This window comes from Halomonas sp. HP20-15, assembly GCF_033446685.1.
In the GTDB taxonomy this organism is placed as follows: Bacteria; Pseudomonadota; Gammaproteobacteria; order Pseudomonadales; family Halomonadaceae; genus Modicisalibacter.
In genome coordinates, this window is record NZ_JAWQLY010000022.1 from 12,005 (window position 1) to 29,501 (window position 17,497).

Annotated in this window: 19 protein-coding genes and 1 pseudogene; 18 read left to right on the forward strand and 2 right to left on the reverse strand. The window is 65.9% G+C overall.

Annotation, left to right across the window (positions count from 1 at the left end; genetic code table 11):
- Positions 1-4 precede the first annotated feature (4 nt).
- Both R6258_RS18345 and sppA read left to right on the forward strand, forming a co-directional pair.
- On the forward strand, positions 5-709 hold the full coding sequence (locus R6258_RS18345; protein ID WP_318453332.1) for an HAD-IA family hydrolase: 705 nt from the start codon (positions 5-7) through the stop codon (positions 707-709).
- Positions 699-1,769: a signal peptide peptidase SppA gene (gene sppA / locus R6258_RS18350; protein ID WP_318453334.1), complete on the forward strand. Its 1,071-nt coding sequence runs from the start codon at positions 699-701 to the stop codon at positions 1,767-1,769. The genes R6258_RS18345 and sppA overlap by 11 nt, the downstream gene beginning before the upstream one ends.
- Here sppA and R6258_RS18355 read toward each other — a convergent pair.
- Entirely contained in the window at positions 1,757-2,359 is a 603-nt protein-coding gene (locus R6258_RS18355) for a nucleoside triphosphate pyrophosphatase (RefSeq protein WP_318453336.1), read from the reverse strand. The genes sppA and R6258_RS18355 overlap by 13 nt on opposite strands.
- Positions 2,360-2,477: 118 nt before the next feature.
- Here R6258_RS18355 and R6258_RS18360 point away from each other — a divergent pair, with 118 nt between their 5' ends.
- The 15 genes from R6258_RS18360 to R6258_RS18430 all read left to right on the forward strand — a co-directional run bounded on the left by R6258_RS18360 (position 2,478) and on the right by R6258_RS18430 (position 15,388).
- Positions 2,478-3,005: a YceD family protein gene (locus R6258_RS18360; protein ID WP_318453338.1), complete on the forward strand. Its 528-nt coding sequence runs from the start codon at positions 2,478-2,480 to the stop codon at positions 3,003-3,005.
- Between the two features lie 32 nt (positions 3,006-3,037).
- A complete protein-coding gene (gene rpmF / locus R6258_RS18365) occupies positions 3,038-3,208 on the forward strand; it encodes a 50S ribosomal protein L32 (RefSeq protein ID WP_318453340.1) in 171 nt (56 codons plus the stop codon).
- Positions 3,209-3,242: 34 nt separating this feature from the next.
- Positions 3,243-4,334, forward strand: coding sequence for a phosphate acyltransferase PlsX (plsX, locus tag R6258_RS18370; protein WP_318453342.1), 1,092 nt, complete (start codon positions 3,243-3,245; stop codon positions 4,332-4,334).
- A 5-nt stretch (positions 4,335-4,339) separates the two neighbouring features.
- Positions 4,340-5,305 (forward strand): ACP S-malonyltransferase, encoded by a 966-nt coding sequence (gene fabD / locus R6258_RS18375; RefSeq protein WP_318453344.1) that lies wholly within the window; start codon positions 4,340-4,342, stop codon positions 5,303-5,305.
- A gap of 13 nt (positions 5,306-5,318) precedes the next feature.
- Positions 5,319-6,062, forward strand: a complete 744-nt coding sequence (gene fabG, locus R6258_RS18380) for a 3-oxoacyl-ACP reductase FabG (RefSeq protein ID WP_318453346.1) — start codon at positions 5,319-5,321, stop codon at positions 6,060-6,062.
- Positions 6,063-6,162: 100 nt separating this feature from the next.
- Complete coding sequence (gene acpP, locus R6258_RS18385; protein ID WP_031383713.1) at positions 6,163-6,396, forward strand: acyl carrier protein; 234 nt, start codon at positions 6,163-6,165, stop codon at positions 6,394-6,396.
- Between the two features lie 198 nt (positions 6,397-6,594).
- Positions 6,595-7,833 carry a beta-ketoacyl-ACP synthase II gene (fabF, locus tag R6258_RS18390; protein ID WP_318453350.1) on the forward strand — a complete coding sequence of 413 codons (1,239 nt, stop codon included), beginning with the start codon at positions 6,595-6,597 and terminating at the stop codon, positions 7,831-7,833.
- The gene (gene pabC, locus R6258_RS18395) at positions 7,826-8,644 is read left to right on the forward strand and encodes an aminodeoxychorismate lyase (protein WP_318453352.1); all 819 of its coding nucleotides are present in this window, start codon (positions 7,826-7,828) and stop codon (positions 8,642-8,644) included. Before fabF ends, pabC begins: the two co-directional genes overlap by 8 nt.
- A gap of 48 nt (positions 8,645-8,692) precedes the next feature.
- A complete protein-coding gene (mltG, locus tag R6258_RS18400) occupies positions 8,693-9,694 on the forward strand; it encodes an endolytic transglycosylase MltG (protein WP_318453354.1) in 1,002 nt (333 codons plus the stop codon).
- Positions 9,695-9,703: 9 nt separating this feature from the next.
- Positions 9,704-10,345 carry a dTMP kinase gene (gene tmk, locus R6258_RS18405; protein ID WP_318453356.1) on the forward strand — a complete coding sequence of 214 codons (642 nt, stop codon included), beginning with the start codon at positions 9,704-9,706 and terminating at the stop codon, positions 10,343-10,345.
- Entirely contained in the window at positions 10,336-11,319 is a 984-nt protein-coding gene (locus R6258_RS18410; protein WP_318453358.1) for a DNA polymerase III subunit delta', read from the forward strand. The genes tmk and R6258_RS18410 overlap by 10 nt, the downstream gene beginning before the upstream one ends.
- Before the next feature lie 28 nt (positions 11,320-11,347).
- Entirely contained in the window at positions 11,348-11,683 is a 336-nt protein-coding gene (locus tag R6258_RS18415; protein ID WP_318453359.1) for a PilZ domain-containing protein, read from the forward strand.
- A 51-nt stretch (positions 11,684-11,734) separates the two neighbouring features.
- Entirely contained in the window at positions 11,735-12,568 is an 834-nt protein-coding gene (locus R6258_RS18420; RefSeq protein WP_318453361.1) for a TatD family hydrolase, read from the forward strand.
- A 22-nt stretch (positions 12,569-12,590) separates the two neighbouring features.
- A complete protein-coding gene (locus tag R6258_RS18425) occupies positions 12,591-13,157 on the forward strand; it encodes a DUF1285 domain-containing protein (RefSeq protein ID WP_318453363.1) in 567 nt (188 codons plus the stop codon).
- On the forward strand, positions 13,154-15,388 hold the full coding sequence (locus R6258_RS18430) for an ATP-dependent helicase (RefSeq protein WP_318453365.1): 2,235 nt from the start codon (positions 13,154-13,156) through the stop codon (positions 15,386-15,388). The genes R6258_RS18425 and R6258_RS18430 overlap by 4 nt, the downstream gene beginning before the upstream one ends.
- Before the next feature lie 18 nt (positions 15,389-15,406).
- Here R6258_RS18430 and R6258_RS18435 read toward each other — a convergent pair whose 3' ends face one another.
- Positions 15,407-17,050: an electron transfer flavoprotein-ubiquinone oxidoreductase gene (locus R6258_RS18435; protein ID WP_318453367.1), complete on the reverse strand. Its 1,644-nt coding sequence runs from the start codon at positions 17,048-17,050 to the stop codon at positions 15,407-15,409.
- A gap of 361 nt (positions 17,051-17,411) precedes the next feature.
- Here R6258_RS18435 and R6258_RS18440 point away from each other — a divergent pair.
- A pseudogene (locus R6258_RS18440) lies at positions 17,412-17,497 on the forward strand (electron transfer flavoprotein subunit beta/FixA family protein); the annotation flags it as partial.

Consider the following 17,497-nt stretch of genomic DNA (forward strand, 5'->3'; position numbering starts at 1 on the left):
TGACTTGCGTTATCAGATGGTGATTTTCGATTGGGACGGCACGCTGGTTGATTCAGAGGCGCGCATCGTCGCCTGCATGCAGGCTGCCGCGCGTGACGTCGGCTGCCCGGCGCTGAGTCGCGACAGCATCCGCGACATCATCGGCTTGGGGCTGCCGGAGGCGATCGCCCAGCTGTATCCGGGGGTCGAGCCGGGCCAGGCCGAGGCGCTTCGCCAACGCTATTCGGGCCACTTCGTCAGCGCCGACCAGGTGCCCACGGCTTTCTTTCCCGGTGTCGCGACGGGGATGGCTCGCTTGCGCGGCGCCGAGGGTTTGAAACTGGCCGTGGCGACCGGCAAGAGCCGGCGCGGGCTCGACCGGGCGTTGGCGTCGACGGGCAGTCGAGAGTGGTTTCACGCCAGCCGCACCGCCGACGAGACGCGTTCGAAGCCCGACCCGCGCATGCTCGAAGAGCTGCTTGCCGAAGCCGGGGTCGCGCCGGGTGCGGCGCTGATGGTCGGCGATACCGAGTACGACATGCAGATGGCGCGCGCATTGGGCATCGACCGCCTGGCCGTCACCTATGGCGTGCATTCGCGCGAGCGTCTCGCGGCCTGCGAGCCGATCTATACCGCGACGTGCTTCGCCGAGGTCATCGATTGGCTGCACGCGGACCTCGACTCGGTCGGTCCACGCGCGATTAAAGCGGGAGCATGCGATGAGCGATGACAAGCGCTACGACGAATGGACCCAGGGGCCCGAGGTGCCGCCGGGCCAGCGACATCGGGCGGGCGACCCGCCGGGAGAGGGGCGCGACGAGGATGCCGATACCCTGCGCGAGCGACAGCGCCTGCAGCAATTGCAGATGATGGATCGCTGGATGACCGGCGTGCTCACCGAGCAACGCAGGTCGCGGCGCTGGAAGCTGTTCTTCCGCTTGTTCTTTGCGGCGCTGATCCTCGCCTCCCTGTCGCTCACGGTCTATGGGCTGTTCTTCGTCGCCGACAAGCCCGCTCCGACCGGGCCGCACCTGGGTGTGGTGCGAGTCGAGGGCGTCATCGATGCCCAGGGCGAGGCGAGCGCCGAGCGCATCATCGAGGGGGTTCGTCGAGCCTGGAAGGATTCCGCCGTCAGCGCGATCGTGCTGGAGATCAACAGCCCCGGGGGCAGCCCGGTGCAGTCGCAGCGTGTCTACGCCGAACTGCGGCGCCTCCAGCAGCAGGGCGCCAAGCCGATCTATGCGGTGATCGAGGATATCGGCGCGAGCGGCGCTTATTACATTGCCGCCGCCGCCAGCGACATCTATTCCGCACCGGCCAGCCTGGTCGGCTCGATCGGCGTGATCCATGCCGGCTTCGGCCTGCAGGAGGCGATCGACAAGTTGGGTGTCGAGCGGCGCGTCTTCACCGCCGGCGAGAACAAGGCCTTTCTCGACCCCTTCAGCCGCATAGAGCCCGCTCAGCGCCGCTTCTGGCAACAGGTGCTTGAGACCACGCATCAGCAGTTCATCGAGGACGTCAAGGCCGGTCGCGGCGAGCGCCTGGCCGACGACCCGCGGTTGTTCTCGGGGCTGATCTGGACCGGTGAGCAGGCCGAGCGGCTGGGGTTGGTCGATGGCCTCAAGAGCGTCGACGACCTGTCCCGCGAGCGCTTCGGTGAAGTGCGGGTCGAGGACTATACGCCCGGCTTGGATCCGTTCGAGCGCCTGACGCGCCAGTTCGGGCGTGTCGCCGCGCAGTGGCTGGGGCTGCCCAGTACCGCTTCGCCGATTCGCTATCAACTGCCCTGAGCGATGCCGGAGGCGAGCGGGTCGAGCCCCGCTTCGCGCAGCAGCGCGCAGAGACGAATCAGCGGCAGGCCGATCAGGGTGTTGGGGTCGTCGCCTTCGAGGCGCTCGAACAGCGTGATGCCGAGCCCTTCCATGCGGAAGCTGCCGGCGCTGTCGAGGGGTTGCTCCCGCTCGACGTAGTTGGCAATCTCGCCCTCGTCGAGCGAGCGGAAGACGACGTCGTAGCGCTCGTGGCAGACCCAGTGGTGCGCCCGACGCGTGTCGAGCAATGCCAGCCCGGCGAGAAAGCTCACCCGGTTGCCTGAGAAGCGGGCCAGGTTGGCGCGTGCGGTGGCCGGGTCGCCGGGCTTGCCGAGGATGTCGCCTGCGAAGAGCGCGACTTGGTCGCAGCCGATGATCAGGTGGTCGGGATAACGTTCGGCGACGCGCTCGGCCTTGCCCAGCGCCAGGCGGTGGACGAGCGTCTCGGCGCTTTCGCCGGGGTGGCGCCGTTCGTCGATGTCGGGGCTCTCCCAGGTGTAGGCAAGGCCGAGCCGGTCGAGCAATTGGCGTCGCCAGCGCGAACCGGAAGCGAGAACCAGGCGTGTCATGGCAACTCCTTGTCGTGGCGGGCTTGAGAGGCTAGTCTGCCGCGTCGTGCGGCCTGCTGTACATAAGCGCGACGCGCGCTTTGACAGCTACCGGGGGAATCCCTATTATTGCGCGCCTATGATCACCACTAGACTTCCCACGCAGGTCGAACCCTACCGGCTGGCAGCCAACGGACAACGCCTCGAGGGGCTGGTGTCGTTAGCGGCGCTGCCGCGCCTGGCCGAGGAGGCCGGTGCTCAGCAGGGCGACTGCGAAGTGACATTGCAGTTCGGCCTCGATGCCCAGGGGCGACGCTACATCGAAGGCTGGCTCAAGGCCAACGTTCAGCTGGCCTGTCGTCGCTGCCTGGAGCCGATACCGGTGGCCATCGACAGCCATTGGCTGTTGGGTATGGTCACCAGCGATGCGCTGGCGGCAAAATTGCCCGGCGATTACGAGCCGGTACTGGTGGAAGACGAACAGCTCAACTTGCTGCCCGTACTCGAGGACGAAATCATCCTCAGTCTGCCGCAGGTGGTCTACCACGATGAGGCGCATTGCGCCGTCTCGCGGGACCAGCTGGTCAGCGGTGACGCCAACGAGACTTCGGAATCGGCGCCCGCGAGCCCCTTCGACGTGCTGCGCACGTTGAAGGACAAACACTGAATCAACCTCGATACGCTCTGGAGTATTACCCCATGGCAGTTCAAAAGAACCGCAAGACTCGTTCCAAGCGCGGCATGCGTCGCAGCCACGATGCCCTGACCGCGCCGACCCTGGCGCAGGACAAGGAAACCGGAACGACTCACCGTCGTCACCACGTCGCGCCCGACGGTTTCTACCGCGGCCGTCAAGTCGTCGAAGTTTAAGACGTAGCGCGTCCCGGCGACATTACACGTAGCCGTGCGTATCGCCATCGATGCAATGGGCGGGGATCTGGGTCCCCGCGCTGTTGTTTTGGGGACGGCCGAAGCGCTACGTGACGACCCCGGCCTCAGCGTTGATATCTACGGTATCCAGGCTGAGCTCGAGGCGGCGATCGAACGCCTGCCGCGACGCTTTCAAGGGGTGGTGGAGCGCCTGACGCTGTGCCATGCCCCCGGGGTGATCGCTCAGGCGACCAAGGTGTCCCAGGCGTTGCGTGGCGGCGCCGATTCCAGCTTGGCGATGATGCTCGAGGCGGTTGCCTCGGGTCGCGCCGTGGCCGGCGTCAGCGCCGGCAACACCGGTGCGTTGATGGCGCTTGCACGGCGTGCGCTGGGCATGGTTGGCGATATTCCCAGGCCGGCGATCAGCACGGCGATCCCGAGTGGCAAGGGCGGGCGCTGTTACATCATCGACATGGGGGCCAACGTCGAAGCGCCGGCACGCCGGCTCGTCGACTTCGCACGCATGGGCGATGTGATGGCTCGCCACGTCGACGGCATCGAGCGCCCGCGGGTGGCGCTGCTCAATGTCGGCGTCGAGGCGACCAAGGGACCGGACAGCGTGCGCGAGGCGGATGCCGTGCTGCGCACCATGCCGTCGCTCAACTATATCGGCTTCGTCGAAGGGGATGCCTTGTTCACCGGCGCTGCCGATGTCGTGGTGTGCGATGGTTTCGTCGGCAATATCGTGCTCAAGGCCAGCGAAGGGCTGGCGCGCATGCTCGTCGATCGTTTCCAGGCCACGTTTGCGGCCCATTGGGGTAGCCGTCTGGTGTCGCTTCTGGCCCGGCCGGCCCTGTTGCGCGTCAAGCGTCAACTCGATCCGGTGCGCTACAATGGGGCCAGTCTGTTGGGATTGTCGGGAATCGTGATCAAGAGCCATGGGCGCGCCAATGCCCAGGGCTTTGCCTTTGCCGTGTCGCGAGCCGCGCAGGAGGTGCGCATGAATCTGCCAGCACAACTGGCGCGTGAACTGCAGCAGTCCGCTATCCCGTCGGCCGCGTGCGGTCCAGGGGATAGCGGGTTGGCAGCCCGCTCGACACCCGATGAATACAACCCTCAAAGGTGAATGCCATGACTCAATCCCTGGCCCTCGTATTCCCGGGGCAGGGCTCCCAGCATCTGGGCATGCTGAGAGAGCTGGCCGAACGTTACAGCGTGGTAAGAACGACCTTCGAAGAGGCATCGGAGGCCTTGGGGTACGATCTCTGGCACGTGGTGCAGGAGGGGCCCGAAGCGGCACTCAATGCTACGGCCTGCACGCAGCCGGCGCTGCTCACCTCGAGCGTGGCGATTTGGCGAGTCTGGCAGGAATTGGAAGGCCCGCGTCCGCGAGTCATGGCCGGGCATAGTCTGGGCGAATACAGCGCCATGGTCTGTGGCGGCGCGCTGAGCTTCGCCGAAGGTGTGCGCTTGGTACGCCTGCGCGGTGAGGCCATGCAGAAGGCCGTGCCGGCCGGTGAGGGCGCGATGGCAGCGATCCTGGGGCTGGATGACGCCGCGGTCGAGCAGGCCTGCGTCGATGCCGCTCAGGGCGCCGTGGTTGCGGCGGTCAACTACAATGCTCCGGGGCAGGTGGTCATCGCCGGGCACAAGACGGCGGTCGACCGGGCGGTGGCGCTATGCCAGGAGGCGGGCGCCAAGCGGGCCTTGCCGCTACCGGTTTCGGTGCCCTCGCATTGCGCCCTGATGAAGCCGGCCGCCGAGCGTCTCGCCGAGGCGATGAACGACGTCGAGCTGAAGACGCCGCGCTACACGGTGATCCAGAACGTCGATGCCCACGCCCACGCCGATGTCGAGACCCTGCGCACGCGGTTGGTCGAGCAGCTTTATCAGCCGGTGCGCTGGACCGCCTGTGTCGAGGCGATGACCGACCTGGGTGCCGAAGTGATCATCGAATGCGGCCCGGGCAAGGTGCTGACCGGGCTCAACAAGCGTGTCGCCAAGGGTGCCAAGGGGTTGGCGGTCAACGATCCCGATAGCCTGAGCGCGGCTCTCGAGCTGGCTCGCGAGGCGGCGGGCCAGCAAGTCAATGACTGATTCAGGAACGACTATGACGAGCGAACGCAGAATCGCCCTGGTCACCGGTGCCAGCCGCGGCATCGGCCGAGCCATCGCCCGGGAACTGGGGCGTCAGGGGCGAATCGTGATCGGTACCGCGACCAGCGATGCCGGCGCCGAGCGAATCGATGCGGATCTGCGCGAGCAGGGAGTCGAGGGGGCCGGGCGGCGTCTCGATGTCACCGATCAGGCGAGTGTCGATGCGCTGATCAAGGCGATCGGTGACGAGTTCGGCGCACCGACCATCCTGGTTAACAACGCTGGCATCACGCGTGATAACCTATTGATGCGTATGAAGGAGGACGAATGGGACTCGGTGCTCGATACCAATCTCAAGTCGGTCTACCGTGTCAGTAAAGCGTGCATCCGTGGCATGACCAAGGCGCGTTTCGGACGCATCGTCAGCATCAGTTCCGTGGTGGCGACCATGGGCAACCTGGGGCAGACCAACTATGCTGCCGCCAAGGCGGGAATGGAGGGCTTCTCCCGGGCGCTTGCCCGCGAAGTCGCTTCGCGTGCGATCACCGTCAATGCCGTGGCGCCGGGGTTCATCGCTACCGACATGACCGAGTCGCTGCCCGAGTCGCAGCATCAGGCATTGCTCGAGCAGATCCCGTTGTCTCGCTTGGGTCAGCCCGAGGAGATCGCTGCCGCGGTAGGCTTTCTGACCAGCGATGCCGCCGGCTACATTACCGGCGAGACATTGCAGGTCAATGGCGGCATGAACATGCGTTGAGGTCGCTTTCGATGCCTTGGTTGCGTCGATTAGGGGCCGTCTATAAACTACCCGGCAGTTTTCCAGCTGGCGGATATGTACCACTAGGAGTAACGACATAATGAGCACCATCGAAGAGCGCGTGAAGAAGGTTGTGGCCGAGCGCCTGAACGTCAAGGAAGAGGATATCCAGAACTCGTCCTCCTTCACCGAGGACCTCGGTGCGGACTCGCTGGACACTGTCGAACTGGTGATGGCGCTCGAAGAGGAATTCGATACCGAAATTCCCGACGAGGAAGCCGAGAAGATCACCACGGTGCAGGAAGCGATCGATTACGTCGTTGCTCATCAGTAAGCGGGTCGGCATGAGGCATATCGACCTGAGAGAGTGACGCGCGGTTTCGACCGCCTGCGCGTGAAGAAAGCCGTTCTGGAGACAGAGCGGCTTTCGCGTTTATGGGCGGCATAGCTGGTGGCCTTCGGGTATACTGGCGCGCAGCGCTGGCAGGTAACAAAGCGGGCATGCCCATTATGGACATCTGGAGGAGAGCTGATGCCTCGTAGAAGGGTCGTGGTGACCGGACTGGGTCTGGTGACGCCGGTCGGTAACACCGTCAAGGAGAGCTGGAGCAATATCCTGGCAGGCAAGAGCGGCATCGCCTCGATCGGGCATTTCGACACCAGCGGATTCAATACGCGCTTCGGCGGATCGATCAAGGATTTCGACATCAGTCCTTACTTGAATCCCAAGGAAGCGCGCAAGATGGACCTGTTCATCCAGTACGGTATCGCGGCGGCTTCTCAGGCGGTCGCCGACGCCGGCGTCGAATGTCGCGAGGAAAATGCCCATCGCATCGGTGTGGCGATCGGTTCGGGCATCGGGGGATTGCCGATGATCGAACATAACCACGACACTCTGCGCAAGGGCGGCGCGCGGCGCATTTCACCGTTCTTCGTGCCGGGCTCGATCATCAATATGATCTCCGGCAATCTGGCGATCAAGTTCGGTTTTCAGGGGCCCAATATCGCCATTACCACGGCCTGTACCACGGGCACCCACAACATCGGCTATGGCGCTCGCACGATCGCCTATGGCGATGCCGACGTGATGGTCTGCGGGGGCGCCGAGATGGCGACCACGCCGTTGGGGCTGGGCGGTTTTTCCGCGGCACGCGCGCTGTCCACGCGCAACGACGACCCCGCCGCGGCCAGCCGGCCTTGGGATCGCGATCGCGATGGTTTCGTGCTCTCCGACGGCGCGGGGGTCGTGGTGCTCGAGGAGTACGAGCAGGCCAAGCGTCGTGGCGCGACCATCTACGCCGAACTCAAGGGGTTCGGAATGAGCGATGATGCCCACCACATGACGGCGCCGCCCGAAGACGGGCGCGGCGCGGCGCAGGCGATGGCCAACGCGATCCGCGACGCCCAGATGGATCCGGCACAGATCGATTACATCAACGCCCACGGCACTTCCACGCCGACTGGCGACCTGGCCGAGAGTCGCGCCGTCGAGCGGGTCATGGGCGAGGCGGCCAACAAGGTCGCGGTCAGTTCCACGAAGTCGATGATCGGCCACTTGCTGGGGGCGGCGGGCGCCGTCGAGGCGGTGTTCAGCATCCTCGCTCTGCGTGACCAGGTGGCACCGCCGACCATCAATCTCGACAATCCTCAGGAAGGCTGCATTCTCGATTACGTGCCGCACACCGCGCGCGACATGCCGATCAACAACACCCTGTCCAACTCGTTCGGCTTCGGCGGAACCAATGGGTCGCTGATCTTCTCGCGTGTCTGACGCGGGCCCCCAAGACGCCGGAGTGCCGTTCGACGACCGCGGCCTGGCCTACGGCGACGGTCTGTTCGAGACCGTACTGGTGCGTGACGGCCAGCCACTGCTGTGGGACTACCATCTGGCGCGGCTGCAGCGCGGTTGCGCGGTGCTCGGCATGGACGCTCCCGCCGAGGCATCGCTCGCAGCCCTGCCCGCCGCGGCCGGCTCGGGATTGGCGGTGCTCAAGATGATCGTCACCCGGGGCAGTGGCGGCCGCGGCTATCAACCGCCGGCCGAGCCCGAACCGCGCCTGCGCTGGCAGTTGTCCGCGTTCGAGCCGCGCCGCGAGCGCTGGCAGCATGGAGTGGCGGTTCGCCACTGTCGGCTACGTCTTGCCGAACAGCCGGCGCTGGCGGGTATCAAACACCTCAATCGGCTCGAGAACGTGTTGGCGCGGCGCGAATGGTCGTCTCCAGAGATCGCCGAAGGTCTGCTCTCGAGCGCCAGCGGACGCTTGATCGAAGCCACCAGCATGAATGTCTTCTGGCGGCGCGACGGCCGTTGGCAGACACCGCCTCTCGAGCGTTGCGGCGTGGCCGGTACGCTGCGTGCCGCGCTGCTGGAACGACTCGACATCGACGAGGTCGAGCTCGAGTCGGCGACGCTGGAGGCGGTCGAAGGGCTCTGCCTGGGCAATTCGGTTCAAGGCGTGTGGCCGGTAACCGCTCTGGAGAGCGCATCGGGCGAACCCTTGGGGCGATGGAGCATCACCAGTGATTGGCGTGCCTTTCAGCAGCAAGCCCACGCGCTGCTCGGCTATCCCTCCTATAGCTAATGGCCCTATCGCCGAAGTTCATGCCAAGGTTCTCGACAAGGATTCACTATGCGCTTGCTGAAAATCATCCTGGTTCTGGCCGTTGTGCTGACGGTGGCCGGGTTCGCCGGGTTTCGCTATTGGCAGGCCCAGCTCGACCAAGCGTTGTCGATCGATGCGCCGCTGGTCTACGAGGTGCCGCGTGGGGCCAGCTTCAATCAGGTGGTTCACGATCTGGCCGAACGCGGCATCATCGCCGAAACATGGGCATTGCGGCTGCTCAAGCGCGTCGACCCGCAGAGCCTGCCGCCGCTGCGAGCCGGCGAGTTCCGGCTCGAGCCTGGCATGAGCGCGCGCGGGACCCTCGCACTGCTCGGCAGCGACAACATCGTGACCTACTCGCTGACCATTCCCGAAGGGTGGACCTTCGCGCAGATGCGCGAGGAACTGGCTGCCGCCGCCAAGCTGGATCATCGTGCCGCCGCCTTGAGCGATACCGAGGTGATGGCTGAATTGGGTCATCCCGACCAGCATCCGGAAGGCCGGTTCTTTCCCGACACCTATCGTTATCACAAGGGGGTCAGCGACCTGGAGATCCTCGCTCAGGCCTACCAGCGCATGCAGCACACCCTGGAAGCGGTCTGGGCGCAGCGAGACGAGGGACTGCCGCTGGAGACGCCCTACCAGGCGCTGATCATGGCTTCGTTGATCGAGCGCGAAACCGGCGCCGATGGCGAACGCCGCAAGATTGCCGGCGTCTTCACGCGACGCCTGGCCAAGGGCATGCGTTTGCAGACCGATCCGACGGTAATCTACGGGTTGGGCGACGACTACGACGGCAATATCACCCGAGCGGATCTGCGCCGCGAAACGCCCTACAATACCTACCTGATCGAGGGGCTGCCGCCGACGCCGATCGCCATGCCCGGACGCGCCGCGCTCGAGGCGGCGGTGCATCCGGCCGAGGGGGGAACGCTGTATTTCGTCGCCAAGGGCGATGGCAGCCATCACTTCTCGAAGACGCTCGATGAACACAACGCCGCCGTGCGGCGCTACATTCTCAATCGCTAAGGGCGCGCCATGCATTCTCGCGGACGCTTCATCACCCTCGAAGGCGGCGAGGGGGTCGGCAAGAGCACCAATGTCAGCCTGGTCTGCGAGTTGCTGCGCGCGCAAGGCCTCGAGGTCGTGGCGACCCGTGAGCCGGGCGGTACGCCGCGGGGCGAGGCGATACGCGAGCTGCTGCTGAACCCCGACGAACAGGAACCGCTCGACGAAGACGCCGAGTTGCTGCTGATCTTCGCCGCCCGTGCCCAGCATCTCGCCCGGCTCATACGACCCGCGCTCGAGCGCGGCGCTTGGGTGGTCTGCGATCGCTTTACCGACGCGACCTTCGCCTACCAGGGCGGCGGCCGCGGCATCGATCGGCAGCGCATAGCCAACCTTGAAGCGTTGGTGCAGGGCGCACTGCAACCGGATTTGACGCTGCTGCTCGACATGCCGGTGACGGCGGCCCGCGAGCGGGTCGTCGCGCGCGGCAACGCCCCCGATCGCTTCGAGCGTGAGCGCGGCGCCTTCTTCGATGCGGTACGCCAGGCCTATCGCGAGCGTGCCGAGGCGGCGCCTGGGCGATTCGAGATCATCGATGCCGCGCGGCCGCTCGAGGCGGTACAGGCCGACATACGCCAGCGGTTGATGGCAAGGTTGGCGCTATGGACCTGACGCCGTTGCCCTGGCATGCCGACATCTGGCAGCGCCTGTGCGATACGCAGGACGACGGTCGCCTGCCGCATGCGCTGCTGTTGTCCGGGCCGCATGGCGTTGGCAAGCAGCAGCTCGCCGATGCGCTGGTGGCGCGCACGCTGTGCCGCCGGCCGGGCGCCTTTGCCTGCGGTGAATGTCACAGCTGCCGGATGCTGGCCTCGGGCTACCACCCCGATCTGCTGCGGATCGCCCCGGCCGACAATCGCCGCCAGATCCGCATCGACCCGATCCGCGAGGTCAACGCCTTCGTCGCCCAGACCGCCCAGCAGGGTGGGGCACGGGTCATCGTCCTGCAGCCCGCCGAGGCGATGAACGTGGCCGCCGCCAACGCCCTGCTCAAGAGCCTCGAGGAGCCCGGCGAGCGTACTCTGTTCATTCTGCTCGCCGACATCCCCTCGCGCATGCTGGCGACCATTCGTTCGCGCTGCCAGCACTGGGCGCTGGGCGTTCCCGATCGCGGGCAGAGCCTTAAGTGGCTCAATGAGGCGCTCGGCGAAGGTCAGGATGGCGATTTCTGGCTGCGCGTCGCCGGTGGCCTGCCGCTGCTGGCCGTCGAGCTGGCAGGGGGCGAGGCGCGCGGGTTGCGCCAGGACCTGCAGGAGCTGTTCGACTCGTTGGTGCGCGGTGGCGAGCCGATCGCCGAAGCCGCGCGGCTCGACCGCCAGGCCGTCGAGCGTATCCTGTGGTACGGTATCGCCTGGTTGGAGGACCTGATTCGCCTGGGGCTATCCGGCGATACCGCTCAGGTTCGCAACGCCGACCTGCTGCCGCTGTATCGCCAGGCGGTCAAGAACGCCCGCGTACGCGACTGGTTTCGACTGCTCGATTACGCGCGCGAGCAGCAGCGACTGCTGGTTGCCGGCGGCAACCCCAATCCGCAGCTGGTGCTGGAAGCCTGGCTGGTTCGTTGGTCCGCCCTGTTGCGCTCCTGACGCAACGGGCCATGGGAGGCACGAGACGATGGCCGAACAGAAAGCGCTTTCACTGACCTTCAAGGACAGATCGACCCTGCTATCGGCCTTCATGCCGACGCTCGAAAGGGGCGGTGTGTTCGTGCCCACCCGCGACCGTTACACGCTGGGCCAGACCGTCTACCTGTTGCTGACCATGCCCGGCGAGAACGAGCGCCTGCCGGTCACCGGCCAGGTCGTGTGGATATCGCCGCCGGGCGTGTCCGGGCGCCGGGTGCCGGGTATCGGCGTGCACTTCAGCCCCGACGATCAGCGCGTGCGCGATCGCATCGAGAACCATCTGGCCGGGATGCTCGACAAGGGCACGCCGACCTATACCCTCTGAACGCCTGCTGCCCGCTACGCTTTCCGTTTCACCCGTTTCGAGTAATGCTGCATGTTCGTCGATTCCCACTGCCACCTCGATCGCCTCGACCTCGGCGCCCACGACGGTGATTTGAACGCCGCGCTGGACGCCGCGCGTGGACGCAATGTACGCCAGTTTCTGGCCATCGCGGTGACGCTTGACGGCGTCCCGGGGCTGGCGGCGCTGGCTCGCGAGCACGCCGACGTGGCGATCGCCGCGGGCGTTCACCCACTGCATCGGGTCGACAGCGAGCCCGATGTGGCCGCGATCAAGGCATGTGCCGAGCGTCACGAGGCGGTTGCGATCGGCGAAACCGGGCTCGACTACCACTATCAGGAAGTCAGCCAGGCGGCACAACGCACGCGCTTCGAGAATCATCTGATCGCCGCCCGCGAGCTCGAGCTGCCGGTCGTCGTGCACACCCGCGAGGCGCGCGACGACACGCTGACCCTGATCCAGCGCCATACCGACCCGGCGGTGGGCGGCGTACTGCACTGCTTCACCGAGGAGCTCGACATGGCCCGCGAGGCGGTCCGCAACGGCTTCTATATCTCGCTGTCGGGCATCGTGACGTTTCGCAACGCCGAGGCGGTGCGCGAATTGGCACGCCGAATTCCGCTCGACCGGCTACTGATCGAGACCGATAGCCCCTATCTGGCGCCGGTGCCGCATCGCGGCCGACCCAACGAGCCCCAATGGGTGGTGGAGGTTGCAGAATGCATCGCCGCCGAGCGGGGCATCAGTGTCGACGAGGTCGCCATGCAGACCACGGCCAACTTCTACCGGCTGTTCCGTGCCGCGGTGCCCCAGGCGCCCGAGGACGTGCGCCAGACGCTGGCCGATGCGCGGTTGATCGATGGCTGAGCGGCCCGAGAGGAGGTAGCCAATGTCGCTGGATGCGCTGCTCAATCACATCGATGGTGAAGGGGCGATTCCGCCGCTGGAGCGCTGGCAACCGGCGCTGAGCGGCGACATGGACCTGCTGATACGCTCGGACGGCGTGTGGCTGCACGATGGCGAGCCGATCCGCCGGCCGCGTCTGGTGCGTCTGCTGTCGACGATATTGCGCCGCGAAGCCGATGGCGGTTACTACCTGGTCACACCGGTCGAGAAGTGGCGCGTTCGCGTCGCGGACCGGCCGTTCCTGATCGTCGATGCCGACATGGACGTCGAGGCCGAAGCGGCGGCACCGATCTGGCAGATGGTCACCAACGTTGGCGACCGGGTCACGCTCGATGGCGATCATCGTCTCGTGCTCAGCGAGACGCCGCGTGGCGAACCGGTGCCCGAGGTCGCGATCCGTTTCGGACTCGCCGCGCGTCTTCATCGCAACGTCTATTATCGCTTGATCGAGCAGGCCGAACAGCACAGCCAGCCGGGTGGTGTCGCCCTGGGGCTGACCAGCAAGGGCGTCTGGCAACCGCTCGGTTGGCTCGACGAGGCGGCGCCGTGAGGCTGACCGACGAGCAACGCGCGGTCGTCGAGCACGCGGGCGGCCATGCACGGGTCGCCGCGGTGGCCGGTGCCGGCAAGACCACCACGCTGGTCGCCCGGGTACTGCATCTGCTGGCTGCGGGCGTGCCGGCGCGGCGCATGCTGGTGCTGATGTTCAACCGCGCGGCACGCGAGGACTTCACGGCCAAGCTGGTGGCCCTGGCGCCTGCGGGCCAGGCGTTGCCCGAAGTCCGTACCTTCCACTCCATCGGTCACCGCCTGACGCAGTCGTTGACACGCTGGGGACGACTCGCGCCGCGCCAACTGCTGGCCGTCGACTGGCAGCGTGAGAGGCTATTGCGCCAGGCGGCCATGCGCTCGCTCGAGGGCGTCGACCCCTCGATCCGCGAAGCCGCACTGGACCCCGAGCGCATCGAAGCCCTGGGGCATTTCTGCGAGATGGTCAAGGCCGAGCTCGAAGCGCCCGAGCTGCTCCGGGAGCGTCTAGATCTGGGCGAGAATACCGGCCACTTCGTCGAGGCCTTTCGACAGATGGAGGCGTTGCTCGAGCAGCATGGCGGCATGACCTACGCCGACCTGCTGTACCGGCCGCTGCGTTGCCTGGAAGACGATGCCGAATCCCGCGCCCGGGTCGAGGGTTTTCTCGATCATGTGATCATCGACGAGTATCAGGACATCAATCTGGCTCAGCAGCGCCTGCTGTCACTGCTCGCCGGGAGCCGGGCGGCGGTGATGGCGGTCGGCGACGCCAACCAGTGCATCTACGAATGGCGCGGCGCGCGCCCGGATTACATGCTCGAGCGCTTTACCGCGAGCTTCGGCGAGGCCACCGATTATCCGCTGTCGACCACGTTCCGCCACGGCCACGCCCTGGCGCTGTCCGCCAACCACGCCGTGCGGGCCAACCGTCGCCGGCCCGATCAACTGTGCCTGGCCGCGCCTGGCAATCCGCACACCTCGCTGACCGTGGGCCAGGGCGGCGCGAGGCTGGTCGAGGCGCTGCAAGGCTGGCAGCGTGACGGGCGTACGCTCGCCGACGGCTGTGTCCTGGTGCGCAGTTGGGCCTTGTCGGTCTCGGTGCAGTTGCAGTTGCTGCGCGCCGGGATTCCGTTTCGCCTGTCGCGGGACGATCGCTTCGTGTTCCGTCTGCCGCTGGTCCAGGCCTTGGCCGGCTATCTGCGACTGGCTCGGCAACCACGCCTGCTCAACGATCCCGAGCACCTTCTGCTGTTGTTCTCCCAGCCCACGCCGTTCGTCGCCCGCGAACGCTTGCAGGCGCTGGTCGTGCAGCTCGCGGAGCGTCAACGCTGGCCGGAGCGACACGACCCGTTGTTGGCCGAGCTCAAGCCGATCCAGCGGCGCAACCTGAAAAAGCGCTGGGAGTTGCTCTGCGAGTTGCCGCGCTTGGGTAACATGCCGGCGTCACGGCTACTGGAGCTCGTGGTCGAGCGCCTCGACGCCGAGAAGGTCCTCAAGCGGGCGGCGGCGCGGCGCGAGAAGGGCGAGGAGGATGTGCGACTGCTGGATATTCTGATCGAGCAGGCCGAGGAACTGACCCAGGCGCCGGATGCCTTCCTGGAACTGCTCGACCGCCGGGTCGAGGGCGCCGAGGACGGCGTGTTGATCACCACGGTGCATGGCGCCAAGGGGCTCGAATGGCCGCTGGTGGCGATCTGGGGGCTCAACGAAGAGGACTTTCCGCACTACAGCCGCGATAACCCCATCGACGACGAGCGCCTGGAGGAGGAGCGCCGGCTGTTCTACGTGGCGATGACCCGCGCCCAGGAGCGGTTGCTGATGCTCCATGACGGCGGCGAGCATCGCCCCAGTCGCTTTCTGATGGAATGCGCCTGGCGGGATTGCCAACGCGTCGGCGATACCTTGGCGGAGCAGGGCGGGGCGTTGCTGAAAGAACAAGCCGTGCTGGAGGTGGGCGACCCGAGTCTGATCGAACGTTACCTGCAGCGCATCGGCGCGGAGGCAGCGCTGAGCGTCAAGCCGACTGCACGCGTTGCCAGCCCTGGCGCGGATTATGCCGCGTCAGGGCAAGGCATGGGCTTCGTCGTCGGCGAACGGGTGCGTCACGCGGTCTTCGGCCCGGGCGAGGTAGTCGTCGTCGAGGGCGACCCGCGCAGCCCGGTGCTCGAAGTGCGCTTCGAGCAGGCGGGGCGGCGTCGCCTGATCGCCGAGCGCGCCCCGCTCGAGCGGCTGGCCGGCGAGCGCGCCTGACCAGCGGGGTCTTTTCCTTTACATGTTGGGGTAGTTGGGTCCGCCACCGCCTTCGGGGGCGACCCAGGTGATGTTCTGCGCCGGGTCCTTGATGTCGCAGGTCTTGCAGTGGATGCAGTTCTGGAAATTGATCTGGAAGCGCGGCTGGCCCGTCTCGTCCTCGACCACCTCATAAACGCCCACCGGGCAATAACGCTGCGCCGGTTCGTCGAATTTCGGCAGGTTGTCGCGGATCGGAATCTCCGGATCGGTGAGCTTCAGGTGGCAGGGCTGGTCCTCCTCGTGATTGGTATTCGACAGGAACACCGAGGAGGGCTTGTCGAAGGACAATTTGCCGTCGGGCTTGGGATAATCGATCGGCGTGGCCTGTTCGCGGGTCCTGAGCCGGGCATGATCGGGCGTGGTGTCGTGCACCTTGGGCAGCTTGCCCCCGAGTAGCTGATCGGCGAAGTTGTAGGCGCCGCCGAGCAGGGTGCCGTACTTGTGAATCGCCGGGCCGAAGCTGGCTGTTTCCTTGAGCTCGGCATAGGCCCAGCTCTGCTCCCAGCGGGTCATGAAGCGGCTCAGTTCGTTGCCGCCCTCGTCGTCGCCGGCGATCGCCTCGAAGACCGTTTCGGCGGCGATCAACCCCGACTTCATCGCCGTATGCAGGCCCTTGATCTTGGCGAAGTTGAGCGTGCCGGCATCGCAGCCGATCAACAGCCCGCCGGGGAAGCACATCCTGGGCAGGCAGTTGAGCCCCCCCTTGGTGATCGCCCGGGCGCCGTAGGCGACCCGTGAGCCGCCTTCCAGGTACTGCCTGAGCAGCGGGTGATGCTTCATGCGCTGGAATTCATCGAACGGCGAGAGATAGGGATTGGCGTAGGCCAGATCGACGATCAACCCCACCACGACCTGCTGATTCTCGGCGTGATAGAGGAAGAAACCGCCCTGGGTATCCTTGGGCAGCGGCCAGCCCGAACCATGGACCACCAGGCCCGGCTGATGTTTGTCGGCGGGCACGTCCCAGAGTTCCTTGAGACCGATGCCGTAGTGTTGCGGGTCCTTGCCGGCGGCCAGGTCGAAGCGTTCGATCAGGCGCTTGCCGAGATGGCCGCGCGAACCTTCCGAGAACAGCGTGTACTTGGCGCGCAGCTCCATGCCCGGCATGTGGCCGCTCTTCTCGCTGCCATCGGCGGCCACGCCCATGTCGCCGGTGATGATGCCGCGCACGCCGCCGTCGGCGTCATAGAGCACTTCCTGTGCGGCGAAGCCGGGGAATATCTCGACGCCGAGCTGCTCGGCCTGTTCGCCCAGCCAACGGCACAGGTTGCCGGCGCTGATCACGTAGTTCGGCGAGCTGCCCCCGGTGTTGTGCATGCTCTTGGGCACCAGCGCGTTGGGCAGCTTCTGCGCCGATTCGCCATCCTTGAGCAGGTAGACGTCGTCGTGGGTGGTCGGCGTGGTCAACGGTGCGCCGCGCTCGGCCCAGTCGGGAAACAACTCATCCAGTGCACGGGTCTCGAAGATTGCCCCGGAAAGGATATGGGCGCCGACCTCGGAGCCTTTCTCGACCACGCAGACGCTGAGCTCGCGCTCGGCCTCGTTGGCCTGCTGCATCAGGCGGCAGGCGGCGGACAGGCCGCTGGGGCCGGCCCCAACGATGACCACGTCGAAATCCATGTGTTCGCGTTCCACGGCTCGTCTCCTCCTCAAGCGACATCGGCGTTGTGCGATGCCGGCCCGGTATGCGTATCGAGCTCGCGCTCGGCTGTCAGGTTTGGCCTACCGGGCATGTCTTTGGGTAATATTGCGATTGTTGCCACTATAATTAAAACGGTCGTTTGCTTCTACTCACGTTTGCTGCTAGTCATATTCTCCTGCATGAAAGCGGTGACTGGCGACAAGCGCAGGGCGCGGCTGCCGGATGCCAGCTTGGGCGGCTTTATAAGCTGTGGCAAACTAGAAAGATGGTTTCAACCCTATCAAACGCTTGCATGAGTCGACACGAAATGCCGGCCGGTTCCAATCTAGCGAGGACGCCATGAAAGTACTCGTCGCGGTCAAACGCGTCATCGATTACAACGTCAAGATCCGCGTCAAGGCGGACAACACCGACGTCGACCTGAC

Coding starts and splice junctions, on each gene's coding strand:
- rpmF (WP_318453340.1), top strand. CDS start 3,038: ATGGCAGTTCAAAAGAACCGCAAGACTCGTTCCAAGCGCGGCATGCGT.
- R6258_RS18355 (WP_318453336.1), bottom strand. CDS start 2,359: ATGACACGCCTGGTTCTCGCTTCCGGTTCGCGCTGGCGACGCCAATTG.
- R6258_RS18410 (WP_318453358.1), top strand. CDS start 10,336: ATGGACCTGACGCCGTTGCCCTGGCATGCCGACATCTGGCAGCGCCTG.
- fabF (WP_318453350.1), top strand. CDS start 6,595: ATGCCTCGTAGAAGGGTCGTGGTGACCGGACTGGGTCTGGTGACGCCG.
- R6258_RS18415 (WP_318453359.1), top strand. CDS start 11,348: ATGGCCGAACAGAAAGCGCTTTCACTGACCTTCAAGGACAGATCGACC.
- acpP (WP_031383713.1), top strand. CDS start 6,163: ATGAGCACCATCGAAGAGCGCGTGAAGAAGGTTGTGGCCGAGCGCCTG.
- fabD (WP_318453344.1), top strand. CDS start 4,340: ATGACTCAATCCCTGGCCCTCGTATTCCCGGGGCAGGGCTCCCAGCAT.
- R6258_RS18360 (WP_318453338.1), top strand. CDS start 2,478: ATGATCACCACTAGACTTCCCACGCAGGTCGAACCCTACCGGCTGGCA.
- R6258_RS18420 (WP_318453361.1), top strand. CDS start 11,735: ATGTTCGTCGATTCCCACTGCCACCTCGATCGCCTCGACCTCGGCGCC.
- fabG (WP_318453346.1), top strand. CDS start 5,319: ATGACGAGCGAACGCAGAATCGCCCTGGTCACCGGTGCCAGCCGCGGC.
- tmk (WP_318453356.1), top strand. CDS start 9,704: ATGCATTCTCGCGGACGCTTCATCACCCTCGAAGGCGGCGAGGGGGTC.
- R6258_RS18435 (WP_318453367.1), bottom strand. CDS start 17,050: ATGGATTTCGACGTGGTCATCGTTGGGGCCGGCCCCAGCGGCCTGTCC.
- R6258_RS18425 (WP_318453363.1), top strand. CDS start 12,591: ATGTCGCTGGATGCGCTGCTCAATCACATCGATGGTGAAGGGGCGATT.
- sppA (WP_318453334.1), top strand. CDS start 699: ATGAGCGATGACAAGCGCTACGACGAATGGACCCAGGGGCCCGAGGTG.
- mltG (WP_318453354.1), top strand. CDS start 8,693: ATGCGCTTGCTGAAAATCATCCTGGTTCTGGCCGTTGTGCTGACGGTG.